This is a genomic window from Streptomyces sp. NPDC002785, assembly GCF_040295565.1.
Lineage (GTDB): Bacteria > Actinomycetota > Actinomycetes > Streptomycetales > Streptomycetaceae > Streptomyces.
Genome location: NZ_JBEOVN010000139.1, coordinates 1 through 20,792 on the forward strand (window position 1 = coordinate 1; position 20,792 = coordinate 20,792).

The window sequence follows — 20,792 nt, forward strand, 5'->3', positions numbered from 1 at the left end:
TATCGCCCACCCCGGACAGAGGGCGATACTGGGTTCGAACCAGTGACCTCTTCGGTGTGAACGAAGCGCTCTCCCACTGAGCTAATCGCCCGGGCGCAGGCCAAACATTACCCCATGTCAGCGGCACCCCATGACCATCCCCGGGTCACTCGTGGATCTTCCACGGCATGGTGATGCCGAACTTCCAGACGTAGATCCCCACCAGCACCACGATGATCACCAGACCGATCACGGTGAGGATGATGTTGCGCCGCCGCACCTTGGGGTCGAGCGCCCGCTGAGCAGCCTCGGTGACCTTCCGCCGTGTCCAGCGCAGCACCAGCTGCGCCCAGACGAACTCGGTCGCCCAGATCGCCATGCCGGCGAAGATCACCAGCCAGCCGGGGCCGGGCAGCGGCAGCATGATGATGCCCGCCACGACCACCGCGAGGCCGACCACGAAGACGCCGACCTGCCAGCTCAGATGCAGCGCCCTGGAGGCCTTGATGAACCCGGGCGCCCTGGAGCCGAGCTCTCGGCCCTCCTTCGCCACACCCTCCGTGACATCTCCCGTCACGCTTTCCGTCACATCCCCCGTGGCGGGCACCGGATTCGTCGGTACGACGACCCCGCCCCGCTCGTCACTCTCCGCATTCATGGGAGCCAATCTACCGGAACGGTCTTCATCACCGGAATGGCCGCATAACCAAAAGTTACACACCGCCATAGGAGCTACCTGAAGGGACACAAAAAGGTCAGAGGGGTTTACAACGCCACCGTAGGTGGCATGTCGATTTCGCCGACGTGCGAATCCCCGAGCGCACACTGAGCGAAAGGCCCTGGCGCTTATGAACACCACGGTCAGCTGCGAGCTGCACCTGCGCCTCGTTGTGTCGAGCGAGTCCTCACTGCCTGTACCTGCGGGCCTGCGGTATGACACGGCCGATCCTTATGCCGTGCACGCCACCTTCCACACCGGAGCGGAGGAAACGGTCGAGTGGGTTTTCGCCCGCGACCTCCTTGCCGAGGGGCTTCACCGGCCCACCGGCACCGGAGACGTCCGCGTCTGGCCATCCCGTAGTCACGGCCAGGGCGTCGTCTGCATCGCACTGAGCTCCCCAGAGGGCGAAGCCCTGCTCGAAGCCCCGGCGAGGGCCCTGGAGTCGTTCCTGAAAAGGACCGACGCCGCGGTTCCGCCAGGCACCGAACATCGTCACTTCGACCTCGATACGGAGCTCTCACACATCCTGGCCGAGAGCTGAGCCAGGCCGAGAGCTGCACGGCGCCGTCCAACTCGGGGAGGCGGCGCCGCGCGGAAAACCTCATAGGGATGACACCGACGCCGCCACCACGGAATCCACCGTGGTGACGGCGTCGGCGCGCGTTTCCCCACAGCCGCGGCCCAGCACCCCGCGCCCGGTACGCACGTGGCGCCCCGGGGCGCCCGCCCACGGCCCGGACAGGCGGCCTCCGGCCCACGGATACCCACTGGTGGCCGGTAAGCGCTCCCCGCACCCCTCATGGACCCTCTCGGGCCACTGTGTACCGTCGCCGAGCCAGTAGAGTCAGCCGGCATCGGCGGGCACCCGCCCGCCGGAGGCCAGGGAGCGAAAGCGTGCTGATCCCCCACGACACCCGGATCGCCCTCGACACGGTGGTCGATCTGCTGAACACCGCACCGGAGAGCGAACCCCCAGGGAGCGGGCAGCCGGAAGGCGAGCCGGTCGACGGTCTCGCCGACATCGAAGCGCTGTACGACTTCGCGCGGCGCCATTGCATCAGCGGCGTGGGCGAGCTCCACGAGAAGGACCTGCGCGCCGTACAGGACGTACGGACGCACTTCGCCACGATCTTCGCGACGGACGACGCCCAGATCGCCGCCTCGCTCGTCAACGCCCTCATCGCCGCCGCCGGCACCACACCGCAGCTCAGCAATCACGACGGCTACGACTGGCATGTCCACTACTTCGCACCGGACGCCTCGATCGCCGACCATCTCGCGGCCGACTGCGGCATGGCGCTGGCCTTCATCGTGGTGGCGGGCGAGCAGGAGCGACTGCGACGCTGCGAGGCGCCGGACTGCCGGCACGCCTTCGTCGATCTCTCCCGCAACCGCTCCCGCCGCTACTGTTCCAGCCGGACCTGCGGCAACCGCCTGCATGTGGCCGCGTACCGGGCACGCCGCAGGGAAGCGGCCGGCTGACCGTTCACAGCATGAATAGATCATGCACCGCGGCCATCAGCAGCAGACTGCCGACCACCGCGAGGAAGATCATCAAAGGGGGCTGGGAGAGCGCGAAGAGGCAGCCGCGCGGCTCTTCGGCAGGGCTTGCGGGGGCATCGCCCCGGGAGGTGTCCACCATCTCGGGACGATCATGACTCAGCCCGGGCCCCGTTGGCGATCAACACGCCTTTTCGTACGGGCAGTTCACCCTCCCCGGGCCCGGCGTGATTCGCTCCGGCGTCCGATCGGCCGTCACATTTTCGGTACGACGACCGGTGCGCTCCTCCCTCGCACACGGCACGTCGCGGACGTCCGCGTGCTCAACATCGCTTCGTACACGCTGAATTCCGGGTCGGTCCAAGACTGCCCGGCTGGTCGAGGGTGCACCGTCAGAGACATCGAAGCCCTCCGGCTGGCAGGACTCCGGTCGGCAGTCGCCGAGTTGGGCCTGGAACGGCGCGAAAGAGGCGGGATCGGGTGGGGCCGCGGCCTCAGAGCGGTGTCGCGCTGGAGGCGCGCACCACAAGTTCCGGCTGGAGCACCACGCTGCGGTGCTCGTGCGTGCCGCTCTCGTCGTCCGCCTCCTCCAGCAGGAGCTCCGCGGCCATCCGGCCCATCACGACCGCGGGTTGACGGACCGAGGTGAGCGGTACGGCAGCGGCGGCGACGAATTCGATGTCGTCGTAGCCGACGATGGCGATGTCGTGCGGCACCCGCACGCCCGCCGCGTACAGCGCCTGAAGAACACCGAGGGCGAGCAGATCGTTGGCGCAGAACACCGCGGTCGGCCGCGGCACAAGACCGAGCAGCCGGGCCCCGGCGTCCCGGCCCGCCGCCACGTCCAGACGGTCGGAGGGGATCTCGACGAGCGCCTCGGGCGGCAGTCCGGCGTCGGCCAGGGCCGACAGGGCGCCTTGGCGCCTGTCCCTGATCTGATGGAGGTCGCCGGGGCCGCTGACGTACGCCACCGAGCGGTGCCCGGCCGAGACCAGATGACCGACGGCGAGAGCGCCGCCGCGGACGTCGTCGACGGAGACCGCGCAGGTCCCCGTGCCGGACGCCACCCGGTCCACCAGCACGTAGGGAATCCGGTGACGGCTGAACGCCTCCAGGTTGCGGCCGGTCGCGTCGGCCGGGGTGACCAGGACGCCGCACACCCGCTGCTCGGCGAAGAGCCCGAGGTACTCGGCCTCCTCCGCCGGGCTCTGGTCGCTGTTGCAGACCATGACACCGAGGCCGGCCGCACGGGCCGCACGCTCGGCGCCACGGGCCACGTCGACGAAGAACGGGTTGCCCATGTCGAGGACGAGCAGCGCCATGATCCGGCTGCGGCCCGCCCTGAGCTGGCGGGCCGATTCGCTGCGCACGTACCCGAGCTCCTCGATGGCGGCCAGCACCCTGGCACGGGTCTCCGGCAGCACCGCCTCGGGACGGTTGATCACGTTGGACACGGTGCCCACGGAGACTCCGGCCTGCCGGGCCACATCCTTGATCCCTGCCACACGCGCCACTTGCCCTGCCCCACTGATGCCCTCGGCCGCTCCGGTCCGCGGCATCACCCCATCGTACGGACGCCGTTGCGAGGTACTCCGTCGTCCCGGCCCGGCCCACCGCGAATCGACCGCAGCGGAATGAATTGTTTCAATCCGATCGGGGCGCTAGCTCCATCCCCTCACACCGTCAAGGGAGATGATGAATCGATTCACTCGCCAAGGATGCACAGCCCCCGCCGGAACGGGGCGGGGGTGCGGGTCAGATGCCGTGCTTTTTCAGGATGGCCTCGATGTCGCTGAAGTCCTCGCCCGACGGGACGGACTGCTGCTTCGGCTTCGCCTTCGACCGCACCTGCGTCTGCGTCGCCGGGAGCCCGGACCCCCGGGAGGGCGCCGAAGCCGCGGGAGCGATGGCCTCGCTCTGCACCGCCCGGGCTGCGGCCTTGCGTTCCTTACGGGTACCGACGCCACGTCGCTCGATCGTACGAGTGGTCATGAACAGCAGCCAGGCCACGGCGAGCACCCCGAAGCCGATCCAGACGCTCGGCTTGAAGGCGATTTGGGCGACCCAGTCCACGATCCCGGTCAGCACCAAGCCGATCGGCACCAGGGAGTAGGCAGCGATCCGGGCAGCGGCGAGGAAGCGCTTCCGGTACGCGGTGACGGCGGCGATGCCCAGGCCCGCCGCGGACGCCGCGGAACAGATGGTCTCGGCAAGCATCAGGGCCTCCAGGCGCACGGGGAAAAGTCCCTTCCATCCTGCACCGGTCACCCTCCGGGCCGCCACGATCCGCGACCACAATCAGGGACATTTCAGGGCCGGGATCCTCCCAGGGTGCCGATCGGAAGCGATCCGGTCGCACGGAGCCGGAGCGGATCGGATGCCGATTGGGGCGCTCGCGCGGGCCCTGGGAGACTGGCCGCATGAGCGATTCCACCCCCGCGCCCGTCGTCCTCGACGTCTGGTGCGAACTCCAGTGCCCCGACTGTCACCAGGCCCTCACCGATGTGCACGCCCTGCGGTCCAAGTACGGTGACCGCCTTGAGGTGCGGCTGCGGCACTTCCCGCTGGAGAAGCACAAGCACGCCTACGCCGCCGCGCAGGCCGCCGAGGAGGCGGCGGCCCAGGGCAAGGACTGGCCGTACATCGAGGCGATTCTCGCCCGTACCGACGACCTCGGCCGCAGCGGCGAGCCGCTGCTGATCGATGTGGCGCGGGAACTCGGCCTGGACGCCGAGGAGATGGACACCGCTCTGATCGACGGACGCCACATGCTGATCGTCGACGCCGACCAGGCCGAGGGCAAGGCGATCGGGGTCACCGGTACGCCGACGTATGTGATCGGCGACGAGCGGCTGGACGGCGGCAAGAGCCAGGACGGGCTGCGCGAACGGATCGAGGAGATCGCCGACCGGCTGCTCGCCGAGCAGGGCTGAGCCGACGGGGCGGCTCGTGCTGTGGCCGGAAAGGTTTGCCGGGCACCTCGCGGCGCCCGGTGCGGTGCATCGCAAGGCGGAGGATCCCCCTCGTACCGGACGTACTCGGGGTGATGCGACAACGCGGCGAGGCGCCGTGACGGGCGTCGCGAGCCGGTGAACCTTTCCGGATCACAGCAGCTGGAGCGTCTTGGCCAGGTTGTACTGAGTCGTTCGGTAACCGAGCGACTCGTACAGCCGCAGGGCCGGCGTGTTGGAGGCGAGGACATGCAGTCCGATCCGGTCGTCGCCCGCCCCGAGCGCGATGCGTTCGGCCTGGAGCATCAGCGCCCGGCCGTACCCCCTCCCCCGGAACTCCTCACGTACTTCGACGTCGAACACGTACCCCACCAGCATTCCCGGGTGTATTTCGTGCCGCCCCACCCACACATGTCCCACGACCTCGTCCTCGTGGACGAGGACGTGCAGATGCGCTCCCTCGGTGGCGAGGCCGTGCGGCAGGTTCTGGCCGTAGCTGGTCTCGGCTTTCCTCATGGCCTGTTCCACAGGGACGCCACGGTCGATCCAGGTCTGCGCATAGCTGGTGATCGCGTCGCGCTCCCAGCACGCGAATTCGTCTTCCGTCATCGGCCGGGCGGCGACACCGCCAGGCAGCGCCGGTGAACTCTGCGGCAGTGTCTTGATCATGTTCCTGCTGCGCTCGGAGTAGCCCAGCGCGGTGGCCAGTCCATGCCCCGCGGTGTCGTCCGCCGGGATCGCCGCTATCACCTGGGTGCAGCCCCAGCCGCGCAGCACCTCTTCGGCCGCCAGCGCCGCGACGGTGCCGCGGCCGCGCCTGCGGCGGGATTCGTCGATGTGCAGGGAACGGAGCACGCCCGCCTTCTCGCCGAACCCCGGATCTGTGCCGATCTCGACGGCGCCGACGGGCCGCCCGTTGTCGCACACGTCGTACGCGTGGCTCTTCGCGCCGTCGGCGCCTTGCTGGATCGGCCCGGTCGGCCGGAGAGTCGTGGTCATCGAAGACGTTTCTATCCGCTGAGCCCTGCCCCGTCACGCTATTTTTACGGGTTCGAGGTACGGGCTCTACGGGTCGAGGTCGTTCCCGGCCCGCTCGTCGAAGATCCGCATGGCCTTGAGGGTCACCGGGCCCGGCCCGCCGGGCAGCTCACGGCCGTCCACCCGGTGAACGGCCTGCACATCACGCAGGGTGGAGGTCAGGAAGATCTCCTCGGCCCGCTCCAGGACATCGAACGGCAGATCGGTCTCCTCGGCCCCCGTCCACTCCACGGCCAGCGCGCGGGTGATCCCGGCGAGGCAGCCGGAGGCGACCGGCGGGGTGTGCACCTGCCCGTCGAGGACGACGAAGACATTGGACCCGGTGCCTTCGCAGAGCTGTCCGACCGTGTTGGCGAAGAGTGCCTCCGACGCGCCGTGCTCATGGGCGCGGGCGAGGGCGACGACGTTCTCGGCGTAAGAGGTGGTCTTGAGCCCGGCGAGCGCACTGCGTTCGTTGCGTGTCCAGGGGGCGGTGATCACGGCGGTGGTGTCGGGGCGACGCCCCGCCTCCCCCAGGGCGACGACGAGGCCGGGGCCGGCGTCGCCACGGTCGGAGCCGAGCGGGGACAGCCCTCCCGTGTAGGTGATACGCAGCCGGCCGAGCGCCATCGGGTTGGCGTCGATGACGGCGGTGCAGGCGCGGCGCACCTCCTCGAGGTCGGGGTCGGGGAGGCCGAGGCCGCGGGCCGAGCGGGTCAGCCGGTCGAGGTGTCGGGTGAGGGCGAAGGGCCTGCCCTCGACGGTCTTGACCGTCTCGAAGATGCCGTCCCCCACGGTGAGTCCGTGGTCGAACACGGACACCCGGGCATCGTCGGCGTCCCGCAGTTCGCCGTTGACCCAAATCCTCATTGCGCGGTCCTTCCAGTCGCCTCGTAAACGCCCGACGCCACAGCGAGCAGCCGGGAGGCCTTGAGTTCGGTCTCGTCCCATTCACGCTCCGGGTCGGAGCCCCAGGTGATGCCGGCCCCCGTGCCGAAGCGGAGTACAGGGGCGGTCCCGGTCCGGTCCATCCAGAAGGTCCGTATGCCGACGGCCAGGGAGGCGGTGCGGCGGTCGGCGTCGACCCAGCCGATGCCGCCGCAGTAGGGCCCGCGCGGAGCAGTCTCCAGTTCTTCGATGATCCTGAGGGCGCTGGACTTGGGTGCCCCGGTGACGGAGCCGGGTGGAAACGCCGCGTCGAGGAGTTCGGGCCAGCCGACGCCCTCGGCGAGCTCTCCGCGCACGGTGGAGACGAGGTGGACGAGGCCTGGGTGCTTCTCCACCACGCAGAGGTCGGGGACCGTGACCGATCCGGTGGCACAGACCCGGCCGAGGTCGTTGCGGACCAGGTCGACGATCATCACGTTCTCGGCGTGGTCCTTCTCCAACAGATCGTCCTCGGTCCGTCCAGTGCCCTTGATCGGTCCCGACTCGACGGTCCGGCCGTCGCGCCTGAGAAAGAGTTCGGGGGACGCGGTGGCGATCTCCACGCCGTGCGCGGGCAGTCGGATCGTTCCCGCGTACGGGGCTGGATTGCCGCGCGCCAGCAGCGCGGTCAGCGCGTCCACGTCCGCGGCGGCCGGGTCGGGCAGTGTCGCGGTCATCACCCGGCAGAGGTTGGCCTGGTAGACCTCGCCCGCCGCGATGTACTCGCGGATCCGCCGTACGCCCGCGGTGTACGCGGCACGGTCCAGGGACGAGTTCCAGTCATCGGCCGCGGGCCCACGCCAGGCGCCGCGTACCGGGGCGGGCACCGCCTCGGTACGCACGGCGGCGAAGCGCGCGCAGACGGGACTGCCATCGAAATCGACGGATACGGCCCAGAAGCCGGACGAGTCGAGGGCTGAGGGATCACTGGTCACGTCCTGCAGATCGGACGCGACGAGGCCGCCGAAGCGGGCCATTGGAGCAAGGTCGTGCACGCCGTTGAGTCTAGGACGGCGCGCGATGACCTGCGGCGGGGCGCACGCACCTCAGCACGCTGCACAAACGCGTTTTTGTACTGGCCCGGGAATCCGCTAGAGTTCAACACGTCGCCGGGACGCGCAAGCGGACCGGGAAAGACAAGCGGACGTAGCTCAGTTGGTAGAGCGCAACCTTGCCAAGGTTGAGGTCGCCAGTTCGAACCTGGTCGTCCGCTCGCAGAAAGTGGGGGATCTTCCCGAACCCTCACTCCTGGTGGAGTGGCCGAGAGGCGAGGCAACGGCCTGCAAAGCCGTCTACACGGGTTCAAATCCCGTCTCCACCTCCAAGGACGATTAGCTCAGCGGGAGAGCGCTTCCCTGACACGGAAGAGGTCACTGGTTCAATCCCAGTATCGTCCACTGATCCGCAAGGATTCCCGCGCGATTAGCTCAGCGGGAGAGCGCTTCCCTGACACGGAAGAGGTCACTGGTTCAATCCCAGTATCGCGCACGCAGTACACGCAGGTTCACCCTGCGCGATTAGCTCAGCGGGAGAGCGCTTCCCTGACACGGAAGAGGTCACTGGTTCAATCCCAGTATCGCGCACCAGCAAAAGCCCCGGTCGTCTCGGCGACCGGGGCTTTGTCGTTTCCGCGACGAGCAGCAGTGGGTGCCGGTGAGCGGCCGGGCGGCAAAACGCACCGCGGGCCCGGACGGAAGGCGTCCGGGCCTGCGGTCAGGCGCTCACCGGTGTCGGCCCGCTCAGGACGAGAAGAGCATGCGGCCGAAGCTCTTGTGCCGGTGGTGACCGCCGTGGTGGCCTCCGTACTGCGGGGCGCCCCAGGCGGGCGCCGGGGCGGCCGGGTAGGCCTGCGGGGCGGACGGCGCGGGCGGGGCCTGCTGCGTCCACTGCGCCTCGATGCGGGTCAGGGACTCCAGCTCGCCGTAGTCGAGGAAGATCCCCCGGCAGCCGCTGCACTGTTCAATCTGTATGCCATTGCGGTTGTACGTCTGCATCTGTGCGTGGCACTTGGGGCACTGCATGGTTCGGCTCACTCCTCGCCGTCGGGTCGCCGTCGCCGGAATGCATGCCCGCCGACGGTCGGTTCAGCCTACGACGAGTGCTCGGCGGCCAACTCGGGAGGGAGGGAGGCGATTCGGGCACAGGCATCGATCAGCGTCTGCTCCACCTCGTCCGGAGTTCGGCCCTCCGCCGTGGACTTGGCCAATGCCAGTGCCGCGGTCTGAACGGTCAGGGCGCGGGCCGGGACGTCCAGTTCGGGCCAGGGGTCGCCCTCGGCGCGTACGGCGGGTCCGCCGGCTGCCCGGTAGGCGTCCAGGAAGCGGAGCCAGACCTCGGGGGGCAGCAGCCCGGCCGCGTACCAGGCGGCGGGGCGGGCGAGGTCCCATGCGGGGTCGCCGAGGCCGACGTCGTCGACGTCGATGAGCAGCCAGGGGCCGTGCGGGGCGGGGTGGCGGACGAGTTGCCCGAGGTGCAGATCGCCGTGGCACAGGAAGTGGGAGCGGTGCCGGGGCGCGGCGGCTTCGTCGCGGGCCCAGGCGGGCAGACGGTGCCACGCTTCGAGTACGGGGGCGGTGGCCGGGTCGCCGGGCCGGGCGGCGCGCATCCGGGCAATGGCGAGTGAAGCCTTTGCGGGGCCCCTCATGGGCGGGATCGCGAGGGAGGGCGGGGTCGGGGACAGGTGCAGCCTGGCCAGCAGAACAGCGGCCTCTTCCCAGGGAGCGGAGTCGGGGTCGCCGGGGTCGACGGGCTCACCGTGGGGCCACAGGGTGACCGGGCGGCCCTGGAGGGTGGTGGAGGGTACGGCGGGCCGGGGCTGCAGGGGGGCCAGGAGGATGCCGGTCAGGCGGGGGTCGTTCGCGAGGGTCAGCCGGGTCAGCAGGTCGGGGGTGTCCGTGCCGGGGGCGTGTGCCTTGGCGACGACGGGCCCGCTGCGGACCACCGTGCCGTCCGCGCGGTCGGCGAGCACTGCCGGTGGCGGGCAGGCACAGACGTCCTCGGAATCTGCGTGGGCGGCCCGGTGGGCGAGGGCGCCCAGCGCGCGTACGACTGCAGTGGTCACGGACTCCCCCGGTGGCGGACAGGTGTGGGTGGCCCGATGCGCGCCGGGCCCGCCGCTGAGCGTACGCGCGTCGTGAAAAGGCCCCGGACAGCGCGTTGTCCGGTCAGCTCCCCAGCTGACCGGACAAACGCTGCCGCCCGCCGCACCCCCGTCCCCACGGGGTTGTTGGCCGGATGTCCCGGTCCGGACCGCTCTTCCGGACCCGGGGCGCCGCTCAGCGCCCCAGCATCACGCCCACGGACGACGCCTGTGTGACCACTGCGTCCCAGCCGCCGAAGACGACCACGAGCAGGGCCGCCAGAGGAAGAACCATCGCCGTCGCCACCAGCGGGTGGCGCGTACCGGACGAGGGGCGGCTGCCGAACGGGACATGGAACCTGCGTCCCCGCGTACGGATCATGGTCCGCGCTGCCGTGTCCGCCATGGTTCCTCTCCTGACTGGATGTGGAGCGGCAGGCGTGTGACCTCGGGGGACGAGTGCTGCGCCCGCCGCTTGACTTCAACATTAGGGACGCGGACGGCGTACGACGTCATGCCCGCGTACCGAATTCCGGGCCTCCCGGAGGATGAGCCCCGGGTAGTCGATGTACTCCCCTGGGTGGAGATCGGGCGCCTGATCCCGGGGTCATCCCGGAGGGGTGCCCGGAATGTTGTGGATCAGGTGGGCAAAGGGATACGGCGGCAGGTCGGACGGCGACCGTGACTTCACTCACTCGCCCTCGCCCCGGCTCCCGGTCGTGGGACGCCGGTACGTCGCCCCAGCCGCCTCGGTCCCGTCCCCGCGGGGTCCATGTTGCGCGCCCCGCTCGTCGGGTCCCTGGCCCTCACGACTCCAACCCCTCGTCATCACAACCGCTTTGATGACCAGACACCGTTCGGTGCGGGACCGGCTGCGGCCCCACTTGCCGTCATGGACCGTGCCGCGCACTGACAATCGATCGGCGGGCGAGGGCGCGGCCTCTGAGCGCCCCGGGCGCCGGGTACGTAAGCTGTGCCTCGTCAGGCGTACCAGGCAGCGGGGATGGGCAGACATGGCGATGATGCGGCTCCGGCGCGAGGACCCGCGTGTCGTCGGCTCGTTCAGGCTGCACCGGCGGCTCGGGGCGGGCGGCATGGGTGTCGTCTATCTCGGTTCGGACCGGCGGGGCCAGCGGGTGGCGCTGAAGGTGATCCGTCCGGATCTGGCGGAGGACCAGGAGTTCCGCTCGCGGTTCGCGCGCGAGGTGTCCGCCGCGCGGCGGATCCGCGGTGGCTGTACGGCGCGTCTGGTGGCCGCCGATCTGGAGGCGGACCGCCCGTGGTTCGCCACGCAGTACGTCCCGGGGCCCTCACTGCACGACAAGGTGGCCGAGGAGGGTCCGCTGTCGGCGGCCGAGGTGGCCTCGATCGGGGCGGCGCTCTCCGAGGGCCTGGTGGCGGTGCACGAGGCCGGTGTCGTCCACCGTGACCTCAAGCCGTCGAACATCCTCCTCTCCCCCAAGGGCCCCCGGATCATCGACTTCGGGATCGCCTGGGCGACCGGGGCGAGCACGCTCACGCATGTCGGTACGGCGGTGGGCTCGCCGGGATTCCTGGCGCCCGAGCAGGTGCGCGGCGCGACTGTGACGCCCGCGACGGACGTGTTCTCGCTCGGTGCCACGCTGGCGTACGCGGCGATGGCCGACTCGCCTTTCGGGCACGGCAGTTCCGAGGTGATGCTGTACCGCGTGGTGCACGAGGAACCGCAGTTGTACGACGTGCACGATGCGCTCGCGCCACTGGTGAGCGCCTGCCTGGCGAAGGACCCCGAGGAGCGGCCCAGCACGCTTCAACTCTCCATGCGGCTCAAGGAGATCGCGGCGCGGGAGGCACAGGGTCTGCACGAGAGCCGTCCGCCCGTTCAGCGTTCGGCACAGGAGCTGGACCGGCCGACCGGTCGTATCGACGGCCCGTACACCGAGCAGCAGACCCGGCGTACGGCTCCTCCAGCACCCCGTCCGCAGAAGCAGAAGCAACCTCAGAGCAGCCGGCAGGCCACGTCGTCGCGGTCCGGGGCGCCGCGCACCGGTGGTTCGCGCCCCCGGCACCATCAGCCGCCACGCAGTACAACACGGTCCGGCAAGCGCACGCAGAGCACGAACGGGACGAACGGCCGGCCGGGAACGCGGCCCGGGGCCCGTAAGACTTCGACGGGGCGACGTCCCGCCAATCCGCGGCTGCTGCGGCAGCGGCTCGTCGTCTTCGTCGTGGTCACGCTGCTGGTGGCGCTGGGCATCGCGGCAGCACAGGGCTGCCAGGGTCCGGCCCGCGGGCTGGGCACGAGCCAGAGCCAGTCCCCGAACCAGCCCCAGGGCCGGCCCCAGGACCAGGGCCCGCAGCCTCAGTAGGCCGTCAGTCCTGCGGGCGGCCCGAAGCCACCGCGTAGAACGCGACCGCGGCGGCCGCTCCCACGTTCAGCGAGTCGACGCCGTGCGCCATCGGGATGCGCACCCATTCGTCGGCGGCGACCAGGGCCTGGGTGGACAGTCCGTCACCCTCGGCGCCGAGCATCAGCGCCACCTTGTCCATCCTGTGCGGTGCCGCCTCGTCGATGCTGCCGGCCTTTTCGTCCGGGGTCAGCGCGAGGAGTTCGAAGCCCGCTTCCCGTACGGTCTCCAGGGCCTTGGGCCAGGTATCGAGACGGGCGTAGGGGACGGAGAAGACCGCGCCCATCGAGACCTTGACGGAGCGCCGGTAGAGCGGGTCGGCGCAGTCCGGGGAGAGCAGTACGGCGTCCATGCCGAGGGCGGCGGCGCTGCGGAAGATCGCCCCGATGTTGGTGTGGTCGTTGACGGCCTCCATGACGACCACCCGGCGGGTCGTCGCCAGCAGTTCGTGGGCCGTCGGCAGGGGTTTACGCTGCATCGAGGCGAGGGCGCCGCGGTGGACGTGGTAGCCGGTGACACGTTCGGCGAGCTCGGGGGTGACCGCGTACACCGGGGCCGGGACCTCGTCGATGACGTCGCGCATCAGGTCGATCCACTTCGCCGAGAGCAGCATCGACCGCATCTCGTACCCGGCGTGCCTGGCGCGTCTGATCACCTTCTCGCCCTCGGCGATGAAGAGGCCCTCGGCGGGCTCTCGCCTGCGCCGGAGTTCGACGTCGGTGAGTCCGGTGTAGTCGCGCAGGCGGGGGTCGTCGGGGTCGTCGACGGTGATGAGATCAGCCACGGGTTCGATACTGCCTTGTCCGGTGTGTGGTGCCAACGGCTTGGGAGAAGTTCCGTTACCGCTGGTTACTCGGCGGGGTGTGGGCGGCGCTCGCGCCGGCTATTCGGCGGGGAGCGGTGCGGAGCTCGCGCCGACCGCGACGACATCGCCGATGACGATGACGGCCGGGGGGCGTACGTCTTCGGCAACGGCCCGTTCGGCGACGGTCGCGAGTGTTGCGTCGACCCGGCGCTGGGCTGCCATGGTGCCCTCCTGGACAAGGGCGACCGGAGTCTCGGGGGCCTTGCCGTGGGCGATGAGGGTACGGGCGATGGCGCCGATCTTGTCGACGGCCATCAGGAGCACGAGCGTGCCGCGCAGCTTGGCGAGGGCCGGCCAGTCGACCAGCGAGCGCTCGTCGTCGGGGGCGACATGACCGCTCACGACGGTGAACTCATGCGCCACACCGCGATGGGTGACGGGAATTCCGGCCGCGCCGGGCACGGAGATCGAGCTGGAGATGCCGGGGACGACGGTGCAGGCGATGCCTTCGGCGGCGAGCGCCTGGGCCTCCTCCATGCCACGGCCGAAGACGAACGGGTCGCCGCCCTTGAGCCGCACGACGGCCTTGCCCGCCTTGGCGTGCTCGATGAGCGCCTGGTTGATCGCCTCCTGGGCCATGTAGCGGCCGTACGGAATCTTCGCGGCGTCGATCACCTCGACGTGCGGCGGGAGTTCGTCGAGCAGGTCGCGCGGGCCGAGGCGGTCTGCGATGACGACGTCGGCCTCGGCGAGGAGGCGGCGGCCGCGCACCGTGATCAGGTCCGGGTCACCGGGGCCGCCGCCGACCAGGGCGACACCGGGCGTCCGGCTGCGATGGTGGGGTGCGGCGAGGGTGCCGTCGCGCAGGCCCTCGACGATGGCGTCGCGGACGGCGGCACAGTGGCGCGGGTCACGGCCGTGGGTGTCGGTGGTGAGGACGGCGACGGTCATGCCCTCGCTGCGGCCGGTGGCCGGGGTCCAGGCGGTGGCGGCGTCGGCGTTGTCGCTGCGGACGCACCAGGTGCGGGTGCGCTCGGCCTCGGCGGAGGCGGCGTCGTTCGCCGAGGTGTCGTCGGACGCGATGAGGGCGTACCAGGTGTCGGCCAGGTCACCGTCGGCGTACGGGCGGCGCTCCCAGCGGATCTCACCGGCATCGGCCATCGCCTCGACGGACGGGGTCGCGGCCGGCGACACGAGGACGATGTCGGCACCTGCCGCGATGAGCGCGGGGAGGCGGCGCTGAGCGACCTGGCCGCCGCCGACCACGACGACTCGACGGCCGCTGAGACGCAGTCCGACGGGGTACGCAGGGTGATCGGCGTGATCGGCGTGATCTGCGTGCTCGGCCATGGCGATGCGGGCTCCTCGTGCAGGGGACGGAGTGCGGCGGCCGCTGCGGCGGTGGAGCGGCTGTGACGTGCGGGGTCGTGGGGCCCGGTCCACGATACGGGTTGGGGTGCGGGGTGGTGGGGTGCGGTGGGGCGCCTGCGGCGGGCCTGTTCCCCCTGCCCGCCCCTTCCCGTAACCGGGAGCTCCGCCACCGGACCCCCCGCTCCTCGAACGCCGGAGGAGCTGGGGGCGGTGGAGGGATTACTTCTCCGTGACGCCTGCCGAGTCGAACGACGCCACCTCATGCATCGCCCGCGCCGCACTCTGCACGATCGGCAGCGCCAGCAGAGCACCCGTGCCTTCGCCGAGGCGGAGGTCGAGGTCGACCAGCGGGCGCAGGCCCAGCTTGTTGAGTGCGGCGACATGGCCGGGCTCGGCGCTGCGGTGGCCGGCGATGCAGGCGGCGAGGGCCTCGGGGGCGATCGCCCGGGCGACCAGGGCCGCGGCGCCCGCGCTCACGCCGTCGAGGATGACGGGCGTACGGAGCGAGGCACCTCCCAGCAGGAAGCCGGCCATTGCCGCGTGTTCGAGGCCGCCCACCGATGCCAGGACACCGATCGGGTCGGCCGGGTCGGGCTGGTGGAGTTCGAGTGCCCGGCGGACCACATCGACCTTGCGGGCGTGCATCTCGTCGTTGATGCCGGTACCGCGACCTGTCACCTCGGCCGGGTCCAGGCCCGTGTAGACGCAGATCAGTGCGGCCGACGCGGTGGTGTTGGCGATGCCCATCTCACCGGTGAGCAGGCCCTTGTTGCCTGCCGCGACCAGATCGCGGGCGGTCTCGATGCCGACCTCGATGGCCGCGAGGACCTCTTCCCGGGTGAGGGCCGGGCCGGTCGTGAAGTCGGCCGTTCCGGCGCGCACCTTGCGGGGAAGGAGGCCCGGCGTCGCGGGCAGCTCCATGGCCACGCCGACGTCGACCACGCACACCTCGGCGCCGACCTGGGCCGCGAACGCGTTGCAGACCGCGCCGCCGCCGAGGAAGTTGGCGACCATCTGGCCGGTGACCTCCTGGGGCCACGCGGTGACGCCCTGGGCGTGCACCCCGTGGTCCCCCGCGAAGATCGCGACGGCCGCGGGCTCAGGGATCGGCGGCGGGCACATCCGGGAGAGTCCCGACAACTGCGCGGAGATGATCTCCAGCATGCCGAGCGCACCGGCGGGCTTGGTCATCCGCTTCTGGCGTTCCCACGCCTCGCCGAGCGCCTTGGCGTCCAGCGGACGGATGTTGGAGATGGTCTCCTGCAGCAGGTCGTGCGGCTTCTCGCCGGGCAGGGCACGGCGACCGTACGTCTCCTCGTGCACGACCCAGGACAGCGGGCGGCGCTTGGACCAGCCTGCCTGCATCAGTTCGGGCTCCTCGGGGAACTCGTCGACGTAACCGACACAGAGGTACGCGACGACTTCGAGGTGCTCGGGCAGGCCCAGGGCGCGGACCATCTCGCGCTCGTCGAAGAAACTGACCCAGCCGACGCCGAGGCCTTCGGCGCGGGCGGCGAGCCACAGGTTCTCGACGGCGAGCGCCGAGGAGTACGGGGCCATCTGCGGCTGGGTGTGCCGGCCGAGGGTGTGGCGGCCGCCGCGGGTGGGGTCGGCGGTGACGACGATGTTGACCGGGGTGTCGAGGATGGCCTCGATCTTCAGTTCCTTGAACTGCTTGGCCCGGCCCTTGGGAAGCGACTTGGCGTAGGCCTCGCGTTGACGCTGTGCCAGTTCGAGCATGGAACGACGGGTCTCCGCCGAGCGGATGACGACGAAGTCCCAGGGCTGCGAGTGGCCGACGCTGGGCGCCGTGTGCGCGGCTTCGAGGACGCGGAGCAGCACCTCGTGCGGAATCGGGTCGCTGCGGAAGCCGTTGCGGATGTCGCGGCGCTCGCGCATGACCCGGAGTACTGCCTCGCGCTCTGCGTCGTCATAGCCGGGTGCGGGCGCGGAGGCGGGAGCCTCGGTCTCGTCGGACTTGGACGCCTCGGGGGCTTCCGCTTCCTCGGCGTGGGGCTGGAGCTGGGGCTCGGGCTGGACCTCGGGCTGTGCGGACTCCACGGGCACGGACTCCACGGGCGCGGACTCCACGAGCACGGTCTCCGTGGCCTGGGGAGTGTCCGTGGGAGCCGTGATGTCCGGGGTCTCGATGACTTCCGGGCCCGGTTCGGGCTCCGGCTCGGCCACCGTCAGAACCTCGGCCTCGGGAACGGGGACGGGAACGGGAACGGGAACGGGAACGGGGACGGGGACGGGGACGGGGACGGGCACGGGCACGGGCACGGGGACCGGCTCAGGAGCTTCGGCGGGCGCGACGTTCTCGACGGCCTCAACGGTCTCGACCGCTTCAGCGGACTCGGCGGCGGCCTCGGGCTGGGCGGGCTGGACCGGCTCCATCGCGAACGCCACGCGCTCGGGCTCGGGCTCCGTCTCCACGGCCTGCTCCACGACGGGCGTCGGGGCCAGGTGCGGGGTCGTCGGCACCGAACCCTCCACGGGCACGAACTGGCCCATGGGGGCGGCTTCCGCGACGTCCTCCGATGCGACGGCAGCGACGTCGGCAGGCACCTCTGCCTCTGCCTCTGCCTCTGCAGGAACGTCTACCGGAACCTCGACGGGCGTCTCGACAGCGGTCGGTACCGCATCGGCCTCGGGAGCGCTGACGGCCTCCGGCACCACGACCGGAGCGACCTGCACCGGCTGTGCCTGCTGTGCCTGCTGTGCCTGCTGTGCCTGCTGTGTCGCCGGTTCCGGCTCGGCGACCGGCTCCGGCGCGACCGTTTCTGCCGCCACTGGGGGCACGACCGGCTGCGGCGCCTCGGCCGCCCACGGGCTCCCGCCCTGCGGCAGGATCTCACCGAGCTGCGGGCCCGGCAGTCCGGCCGCCTCGTCAACCGGCGTCTCGAAGTGCTCGGGCCCGGTGGTCGGCGGGCCGGCCTGCCGTACGGGGGCCTGGGTCTGGGCCTGCGCCTGGGGCGCGCCCGCGGGTCCGCGGTCGGCGAGCGAGCGGACCACGCCACCGGTCGGCGTTCCGCCGTAGGACGGCCCGCCGTCTGTCACGACCGGGCCGCGATGCAGCGGTCGGCGCACCGGGGCCTGGGTCTGCGCTGCCGTGGCCGGAGCGGGAGCCGGGGTGGGCGACGGGATGCGTACGCCCCTCAGGTCGACAGAGCCGGAGTCGCGGCCACCGGACTCGTGCGTCCCCTGGCCGGTCTCGGGCCGGGGTTCGGCCACCGGCTGCTGTGCGGCGTACGCGTCCGCGAGCTGCACCTGAACGGGTTCCTGCAGCTGTACCTGCACGGGCCCCTGGGGCTGCGCGGGAGTCTCGCCGGCCGGCTGGGAGTGGACCGCGTGTGCCGAGGGCTGGGCCTGGTGGGCGCCCTGTTCAGGCAACAGCGCCGGCGCGGCGACACCCTCGGGGTACTGACCGGGGGCCGGTACCGCCTGGGGGTCGCTCCAGGCTCCCTGGCGGCTCGGCATCAGCAGGAGATCGTCGTCCTCGGAGGACACATGCTCGGAGGGAGCGAGGTAGGTGTAGGCATCCGGGGCGGCGATGCCCGGCTGCTCCACCATGCCTGCGTTCTCCGGCAGTCCCTCACCCGGGATCTGGCCGGTGTCACTCATGCGTACCCCTCGCCCATCGTCAGTGCTCCTTCGGCCTTTCGCCCGGGACGCCCGACCACGGCACGCCGGCGCTCGTCAACAAGAACGAGCGGGCGCGTCGCGCGGCACGAAACGGTCGCGGACATACTGCATTCTCGCGGCCGTTCGCCGCCGCGGCAGCTCATTTCGCCACGGCCCGCTGTGGACTGCGCCACGTCGCGCATCCCCCGGTTCTGCCGTACCACAACGGGGGCCAAAACGGCCCCCTTTTCCAGACATTGACGAACGAAACGACGAACGTCCAGCCGCGGTGCAACGATCGGCCAGCCTACCTCGCGCTGTACACCGACCGGCTCAGGGGGCGAGGTCCAAACGCAGCGCCGAAAGCAGGAACACGACCGAGCGTTCGCGCTCCGACCATGCGGCCGTGTCGAGCTCGACGGACTGGAGGAGCGAACACCGGACGGTGTACCCGTTCCCTGTGAGTGCCGCGCCGAGTGCCTCGGCCTCGTCGCGCGTCGACGCATGGGTCACGATGCGCTCCGGCCGACGCTCGGTGACGGCGGTGACGACGGGGACTCCCCCGCCCCCGATCCGTACGACATCGGGCTCCGGCAGCCGTTCCAGCACATGAGGTGCCCGGCCCTCGACGACCTGGATCTGGACTCCGAAGGACCGGGCCGCCGCCGTGGTGCGGGCACAGGCCGCCGGGTCGCTGTCGACCGCCAGGACCGCCGCCCCGAAACGGGCGGCCTCCACCGCCAGGGCCCCGCTGCCGGAGCCGATGTCCCACAGGAGGTCTCCGGTACGGGGGCCCAGACGGGCCAGTTGGGCAGCGCGCAGCCCCGGGGACTCGCCCTCGCCGCTCCCGTCCCCGTCGTCCGTGGCGCCGCCCGGGTAGGCCTGAGAGGGCAGTGCCCAGCCGCGTACGCCACGGGGGTAGGCGGGGTGACGGCCGGCGATCCAGGCGCCGGTGGCCTGCGGTTCGGGGCCGCCACCGATGACGATCACCACGTTGGGGTCGCGCCAGACGTGGTCGGCGGCCTTCTCGGAGGTGAGGACGCTGACCTGTTCGCGTGCGGTGCCGAGTTCCTCGCAGATGACGAAGGTGCGGTGGACGTCTTCGAGGAGCAGGGCGAGTTCGGCGGGGCCCGCGCCGGGCGAGGTGAGGACGGCGACCTTGTGGTGGGCGCGGCAGACGTTGACGGCGCGGCGCAGGGTGCGGGGGTGGGCGACGACGGTCTGCGCGTCCTCCCACGGCATCCCGGCGCGGGCGAAGGCGGTGGCGACGGAGGACACCGCGGGCACCACTTCGACTTCGAGGCCGTGCTCGGGTGCTCGGAGATTGCGTACGACTCCGAAGAAGCCGGGGTCTCCGTCGGCGAGGACCACGGCGCTGCCGCGGTGTCCGGCGATCCGGCGGGCGGCCAGGTCGATGGAGCCCAGGCGGATCCGTTCGGCGTTCGCCGGGACTTCGGGCAGTGCGAGGTGGTGGGCGGCTCCGGCGACGAGCGTGGCGGCCGAGAGGGCGGCCGTGGCCCCTGCGGTCAGTGGCGAGCCGTCCCAGCCGATCACGGTGACCCGATCGGCCATCTGTCGTCAGTCTCCTGGAGTTGTCGCACGTAGGGATGCCCGTGAGGGGCGGGCAGGGTGAGAGTACCCGGTCCGTACCAGTACGGTGCCAGGACCCCTTCGAGGGGTCAGTTCCAGTCGTTGTAGGCGCCGTAGCCGCCCGCTTCGGCAAGCTGCTCGGCAACCCCTTCGAGGTCCTCGGGAAGCAGACCCCAGACGATCAGGTCGGTCCTGATGTCGGTCCAGCCTCCGTCTGTGCCGTTCTCGGTACGGGTGCGCGCTATGCGGGCGTTGCGCAGGACGCCCTCGCTGATGCAGCCGAGCTTCTGGGCGACCTGCTGGGAGGCGGTGTTGTCGGCGGCAGTGCGCAGTTCGATGCGCTCGAAGCCCTGGTCGCGGAAGAGCCACTGGGCCAGCGCCAGTACGGACTCGGTGGCGTATCCCTCGCCGCGTGCCCAGGGGGCGGTGATGTACGCGGCCTCGGTGGCGAGGGTGCGCCAGTCGGTGTTGCGCAGGCGGACCGAGCCGACGAGTCGCTGGGTGAGGAATTCGGTGACGGCGAGGACGATGCCGTCGCCCGTGGTGCGCTGTGCGGGAGCGATCCTGCGGACCCAGCGTTCTGCGTCGACCTGAGTGTAGGGGTGAGGGGCCCCGGTCCAGGCGGTGACGAGTTCGTCGTTCATCATCTCGATGTACGCGGGAACGTCCGCCATGTCGAAGGGGCGCAGCACCAACCGATCCGTGCTGATGGAGATGTCCGGAAAGGTGGAAGTCATGCGCAGCTCCATGCCGAAGACCGTGTAAAGACACAGCATGCAGCATCGGGCCGACGTTGTGCATGGGCGGGTCCGTACGACGGAGCCCCGCGCCCCCCTGATGG

General features: G+C 70.9%; 19 protein-coding genes and 6 tRNA genes. 9 read left to right on the forward strand and 16 right to left on the reverse strand.

The window, feature by feature from the left end; genetic code table 11:
* Nucleotides 1–19: 19 nt before the first annotated feature.
* Both ABTZ94_RS26480 and ABTZ94_RS26485 read right to left on the reverse strand, forming a co-directional pair.
* A tRNA-Val gene (locus tag ABTZ94_RS26480) sits at nt 20–91 on the reverse strand.
* Nucleotides 92–145: 54 nt separating this feature from the next.
* Complete coding sequence (locus tag ABTZ94_RS26485; RefSeq protein ID WP_351204126.1) at nt 146–637, reverse strand: TIGR02611 family protein; 492 nt, start codon at nt 635–637, stop codon at nt 146–148.
* A 190-nt stretch (nt 638–827) separates the two neighbouring features.
* On the opposite strand from ABTZ94_RS26485, the gene ABTZ94_RS26490 reads away from it, so the two are divergent.
* Nucleotides 828–1,241 carry an SsgA family sporulation/cell division regulator gene (locus ABTZ94_RS26490; RefSeq protein WP_003959770.1) on the forward strand — a complete coding sequence of 138 codons (414 nt, stop codon included), beginning with the start codon at nt 828–830 and terminating at the stop codon, nt 1,239–1,241.
* Nucleotides 1,242–1,594: 353 nt separating this feature from the next.
* Nucleotides 1,595–2,182: a CGNR zinc finger domain-containing protein gene (locus ABTZ94_RS26495; protein WP_351204128.1), complete on the forward strand. Its 588-nt coding sequence runs from the start codon at nt 1,595–1,597 to the stop codon at nt 2,180–2,182.
* Nucleotides 2,183–2,186: 4 nt separating this feature from the next.
* Here ABTZ94_RS26495 and ABTZ94_RS26500 read toward each other — a convergent pair whose 3' ends face one another.
* The 3 genes from ABTZ94_RS26500 to ABTZ94_RS26510 all read right to left on the reverse strand — a co-directional run bounded on the left by ABTZ94_RS26500 (nt 2,187) and on the right by ABTZ94_RS26510 (nt 4,417).
* Nucleotides 2,187–2,342, reverse strand: coding sequence for a hypothetical protein (locus tag ABTZ94_RS26500; protein WP_351204130.1), 156 nt, complete (start codon nt 2,340–2,342; stop codon nt 2,187–2,189).
* Nucleotides 2,343–2,694: 352 nt separating this feature from the next.
* A complete protein-coding gene (locus ABTZ94_RS26505) occupies nt 2,695–3,714 on the reverse strand; it encodes a LacI family DNA-binding transcriptional regulator (protein ID WP_351204154.1) in 1,020 nt (339 codons plus the stop codon).
* Between the two features lie 241 nt (nt 3,715–3,955).
* Complete coding sequence (locus ABTZ94_RS26510; RefSeq protein WP_351204156.1) at nt 3,956–4,417, reverse strand: hypothetical protein; 462 nt, start codon at nt 4,415–4,417, stop codon at nt 3,956–3,958.
* Nucleotides 4,418–4,620: 203 nt separating this feature from the next.
* On the opposite strand from ABTZ94_RS26510, the gene ABTZ94_RS26515 reads away from it, so the two are divergent.
* A complete protein-coding gene (locus tag ABTZ94_RS26515; protein WP_351204132.1) occupies nt 4,621–5,133 on the forward strand; it encodes a DsbA family protein in 513 nt (170 codons plus the stop codon).
* Nucleotides 5,134–5,304: 171 nt separating this feature from the next.
* On the opposite strand, the gene ABTZ94_RS26520 is transcribed toward ABTZ94_RS26515, so the two are convergent.
* The 3 genes from ABTZ94_RS26520 to ABTZ94_RS26530 all read right to left on the reverse strand — a co-directional run bounded on the left by ABTZ94_RS26520 (nt 5,305) and on the right by ABTZ94_RS26530 (nt 8,072).
* Nucleotides 5,305–6,150 (reverse strand): GNAT family N-acetyltransferase, encoded by an 846-nt coding sequence (locus ABTZ94_RS26520; RefSeq protein ID WP_351204134.1) that lies wholly within the window; start codon nt 6,148–6,150, stop codon nt 5,305–5,307.
* 66 nt (nt 6,151–6,216) lie between these two features.
* Nucleotides 6,217–7,038 (reverse strand): aminotransferase class IV, encoded by an 822-nt coding sequence (locus tag ABTZ94_RS26525; RefSeq protein ID WP_351204136.1) that lies wholly within the window; start codon nt 7,036–7,038, stop codon nt 6,217–6,219.
* On the reverse strand, nt 7,035–8,072 hold the full coding sequence (locus tag ABTZ94_RS26530) for a chorismate-binding protein (RefSeq protein ID WP_351204158.1): 1,038 nt from the start codon (nt 8,070–8,072) through the stop codon (nt 7,035–7,037). Before ABTZ94_RS26530 ends, ABTZ94_RS26525 begins: the two co-directional genes overlap by 4 nt.
* 163 nt (nt 8,073–8,235) lie before the next feature.
* Here ABTZ94_RS26530 and ABTZ94_RS26535 point away from each other — a divergent pair.
* From ABTZ94_RS26535 to ABTZ94_RS26555, 5 genes are all read left to right on the forward strand, one after another.
* Nucleotides 8,236–8,308: transfer RNA gene (locus tag ABTZ94_RS26535), tRNA-Gly, on the forward strand.
* A gap of 37 nt (nt 8,309–8,345) precedes the next feature.
* A tRNA-Cys gene (locus ABTZ94_RS26540) sits at nt 8,346–8,419 on the forward strand.
* A gap of 1 nt (nt 8,420) precedes the next feature.
* Nucleotides 8,421–8,492, forward strand: a tRNA-Val gene (locus ABTZ94_RS26545).
* Between the two features lie 19 nt (nt 8,493–8,511).
* A tRNA-Val gene (locus tag ABTZ94_RS26550) sits at nt 8,512–8,583 on the forward strand.
* A 23-nt stretch (nt 8,584–8,606) separates the two neighbouring features.
* Nucleotides 8,607–8,681, forward strand: a tRNA-Val gene (locus ABTZ94_RS26555).
* Between the two features lie 153 nt (nt 8,682–8,834).
* Here the strand turns inward: ABTZ94_RS26555 and ABTZ94_RS26560 are convergent.
* The 3 genes from ABTZ94_RS26560 to ABTZ94_RS26570 form a co-directional block, all read right to left on the reverse strand.
* On the reverse strand, nt 8,835–9,116 hold the full coding sequence (locus ABTZ94_RS26560) for a TFIIB-type zinc ribbon-containing protein (protein ID WP_351204138.1): 282 nt from the start codon (nt 9,114–9,116) through the stop codon (nt 8,835–8,837).
* 68 nt (nt 9,117–9,184) lie between these two features.
* Nucleotides 9,185–10,156, reverse strand: a complete 972-nt coding sequence (locus tag ABTZ94_RS26565; RefSeq protein ID WP_351204140.1) for an aminoglycoside phosphotransferase family protein — start codon at nt 10,154–10,156, stop codon at nt 9,185–9,187.
* A 214-nt stretch (nt 10,157–10,370) separates the two neighbouring features.
* A complete protein-coding gene (locus tag ABTZ94_RS26570; protein ID WP_351204142.1) occupies nt 10,371–10,580 on the reverse strand; it encodes a hypothetical protein in 210 nt (69 codons plus the stop codon).
* Nucleotides 10,581–11,187: 607 nt separating this feature from the next.
* Here ABTZ94_RS26570 and ABTZ94_RS26575 point away from each other — a divergent pair.
* Nucleotides 11,188–12,522, forward strand: coding sequence for a serine/threonine-protein kinase (locus ABTZ94_RS26575; RefSeq protein ID WP_351204144.1), 1,335 nt, complete (start codon nt 11,188–11,190; stop codon nt 12,520–12,522).
* A 4-nt stretch (nt 12,523–12,526) separates the two neighbouring features.
* Here ABTZ94_RS26575 and ABTZ94_RS26580 read toward each other — a convergent pair whose 3' ends face one another.
* The 5 genes from ABTZ94_RS26580 to ABTZ94_RS26600 form a co-directional block, all read right to left on the reverse strand.
* On the reverse strand, nt 12,527–13,345 hold the full coding sequence (locus ABTZ94_RS26580) for a TrmH family RNA methyltransferase (protein WP_351204146.1): 819 nt from the start codon (nt 13,343–13,345) through the stop codon (nt 12,527–12,529).
* 99 nt (nt 13,346–13,444) lie between these two features.
* Nucleotides 13,445–14,716, reverse strand: a complete 1,272-nt coding sequence (cobA, locus tag ABTZ94_RS26585) for a uroporphyrinogen-III C-methyltransferase (protein ID WP_351204148.1) — start codon at nt 14,714–14,716, stop codon at nt 13,445–13,447.
* 240 nt (nt 14,717–14,956) lie between these two features.
* Nucleotides 14,957–18,361, reverse strand: coding sequence for a nicotinate-nucleotide--dimethylbenzimidazole phosphoribosyltransferase (gene cobT, locus ABTZ94_RS26590; protein ID WP_351204150.1), 3,405 nt, complete (start codon nt 18,359–18,361; stop codon nt 14,957–14,959).
* A gap of 333 nt (nt 18,362–18,694) precedes the next feature.
* Nucleotides 18,695–19,933, reverse strand: a complete 1,239-nt coding sequence (cbiE, locus tag ABTZ94_RS26595) for a precorrin-6y C5,15-methyltransferase (decarboxylating) subunit CbiE (RefSeq protein ID WP_351204152.1) — start codon at nt 19,931–19,933, stop codon at nt 18,695–18,697.
* 107 nt (nt 19,934–20,040) lie between these two features.
* Nucleotides 20,041–20,727, reverse strand: a complete 687-nt coding sequence (locus ABTZ94_RS26600) for a GNAT family N-acetyltransferase (RefSeq protein ID WP_351204160.1) — start codon at nt 20,725–20,727, stop codon at nt 20,041–20,043.
* Between the last annotated feature and the right edge of the window lie 65 nt (nt 20,728–20,792).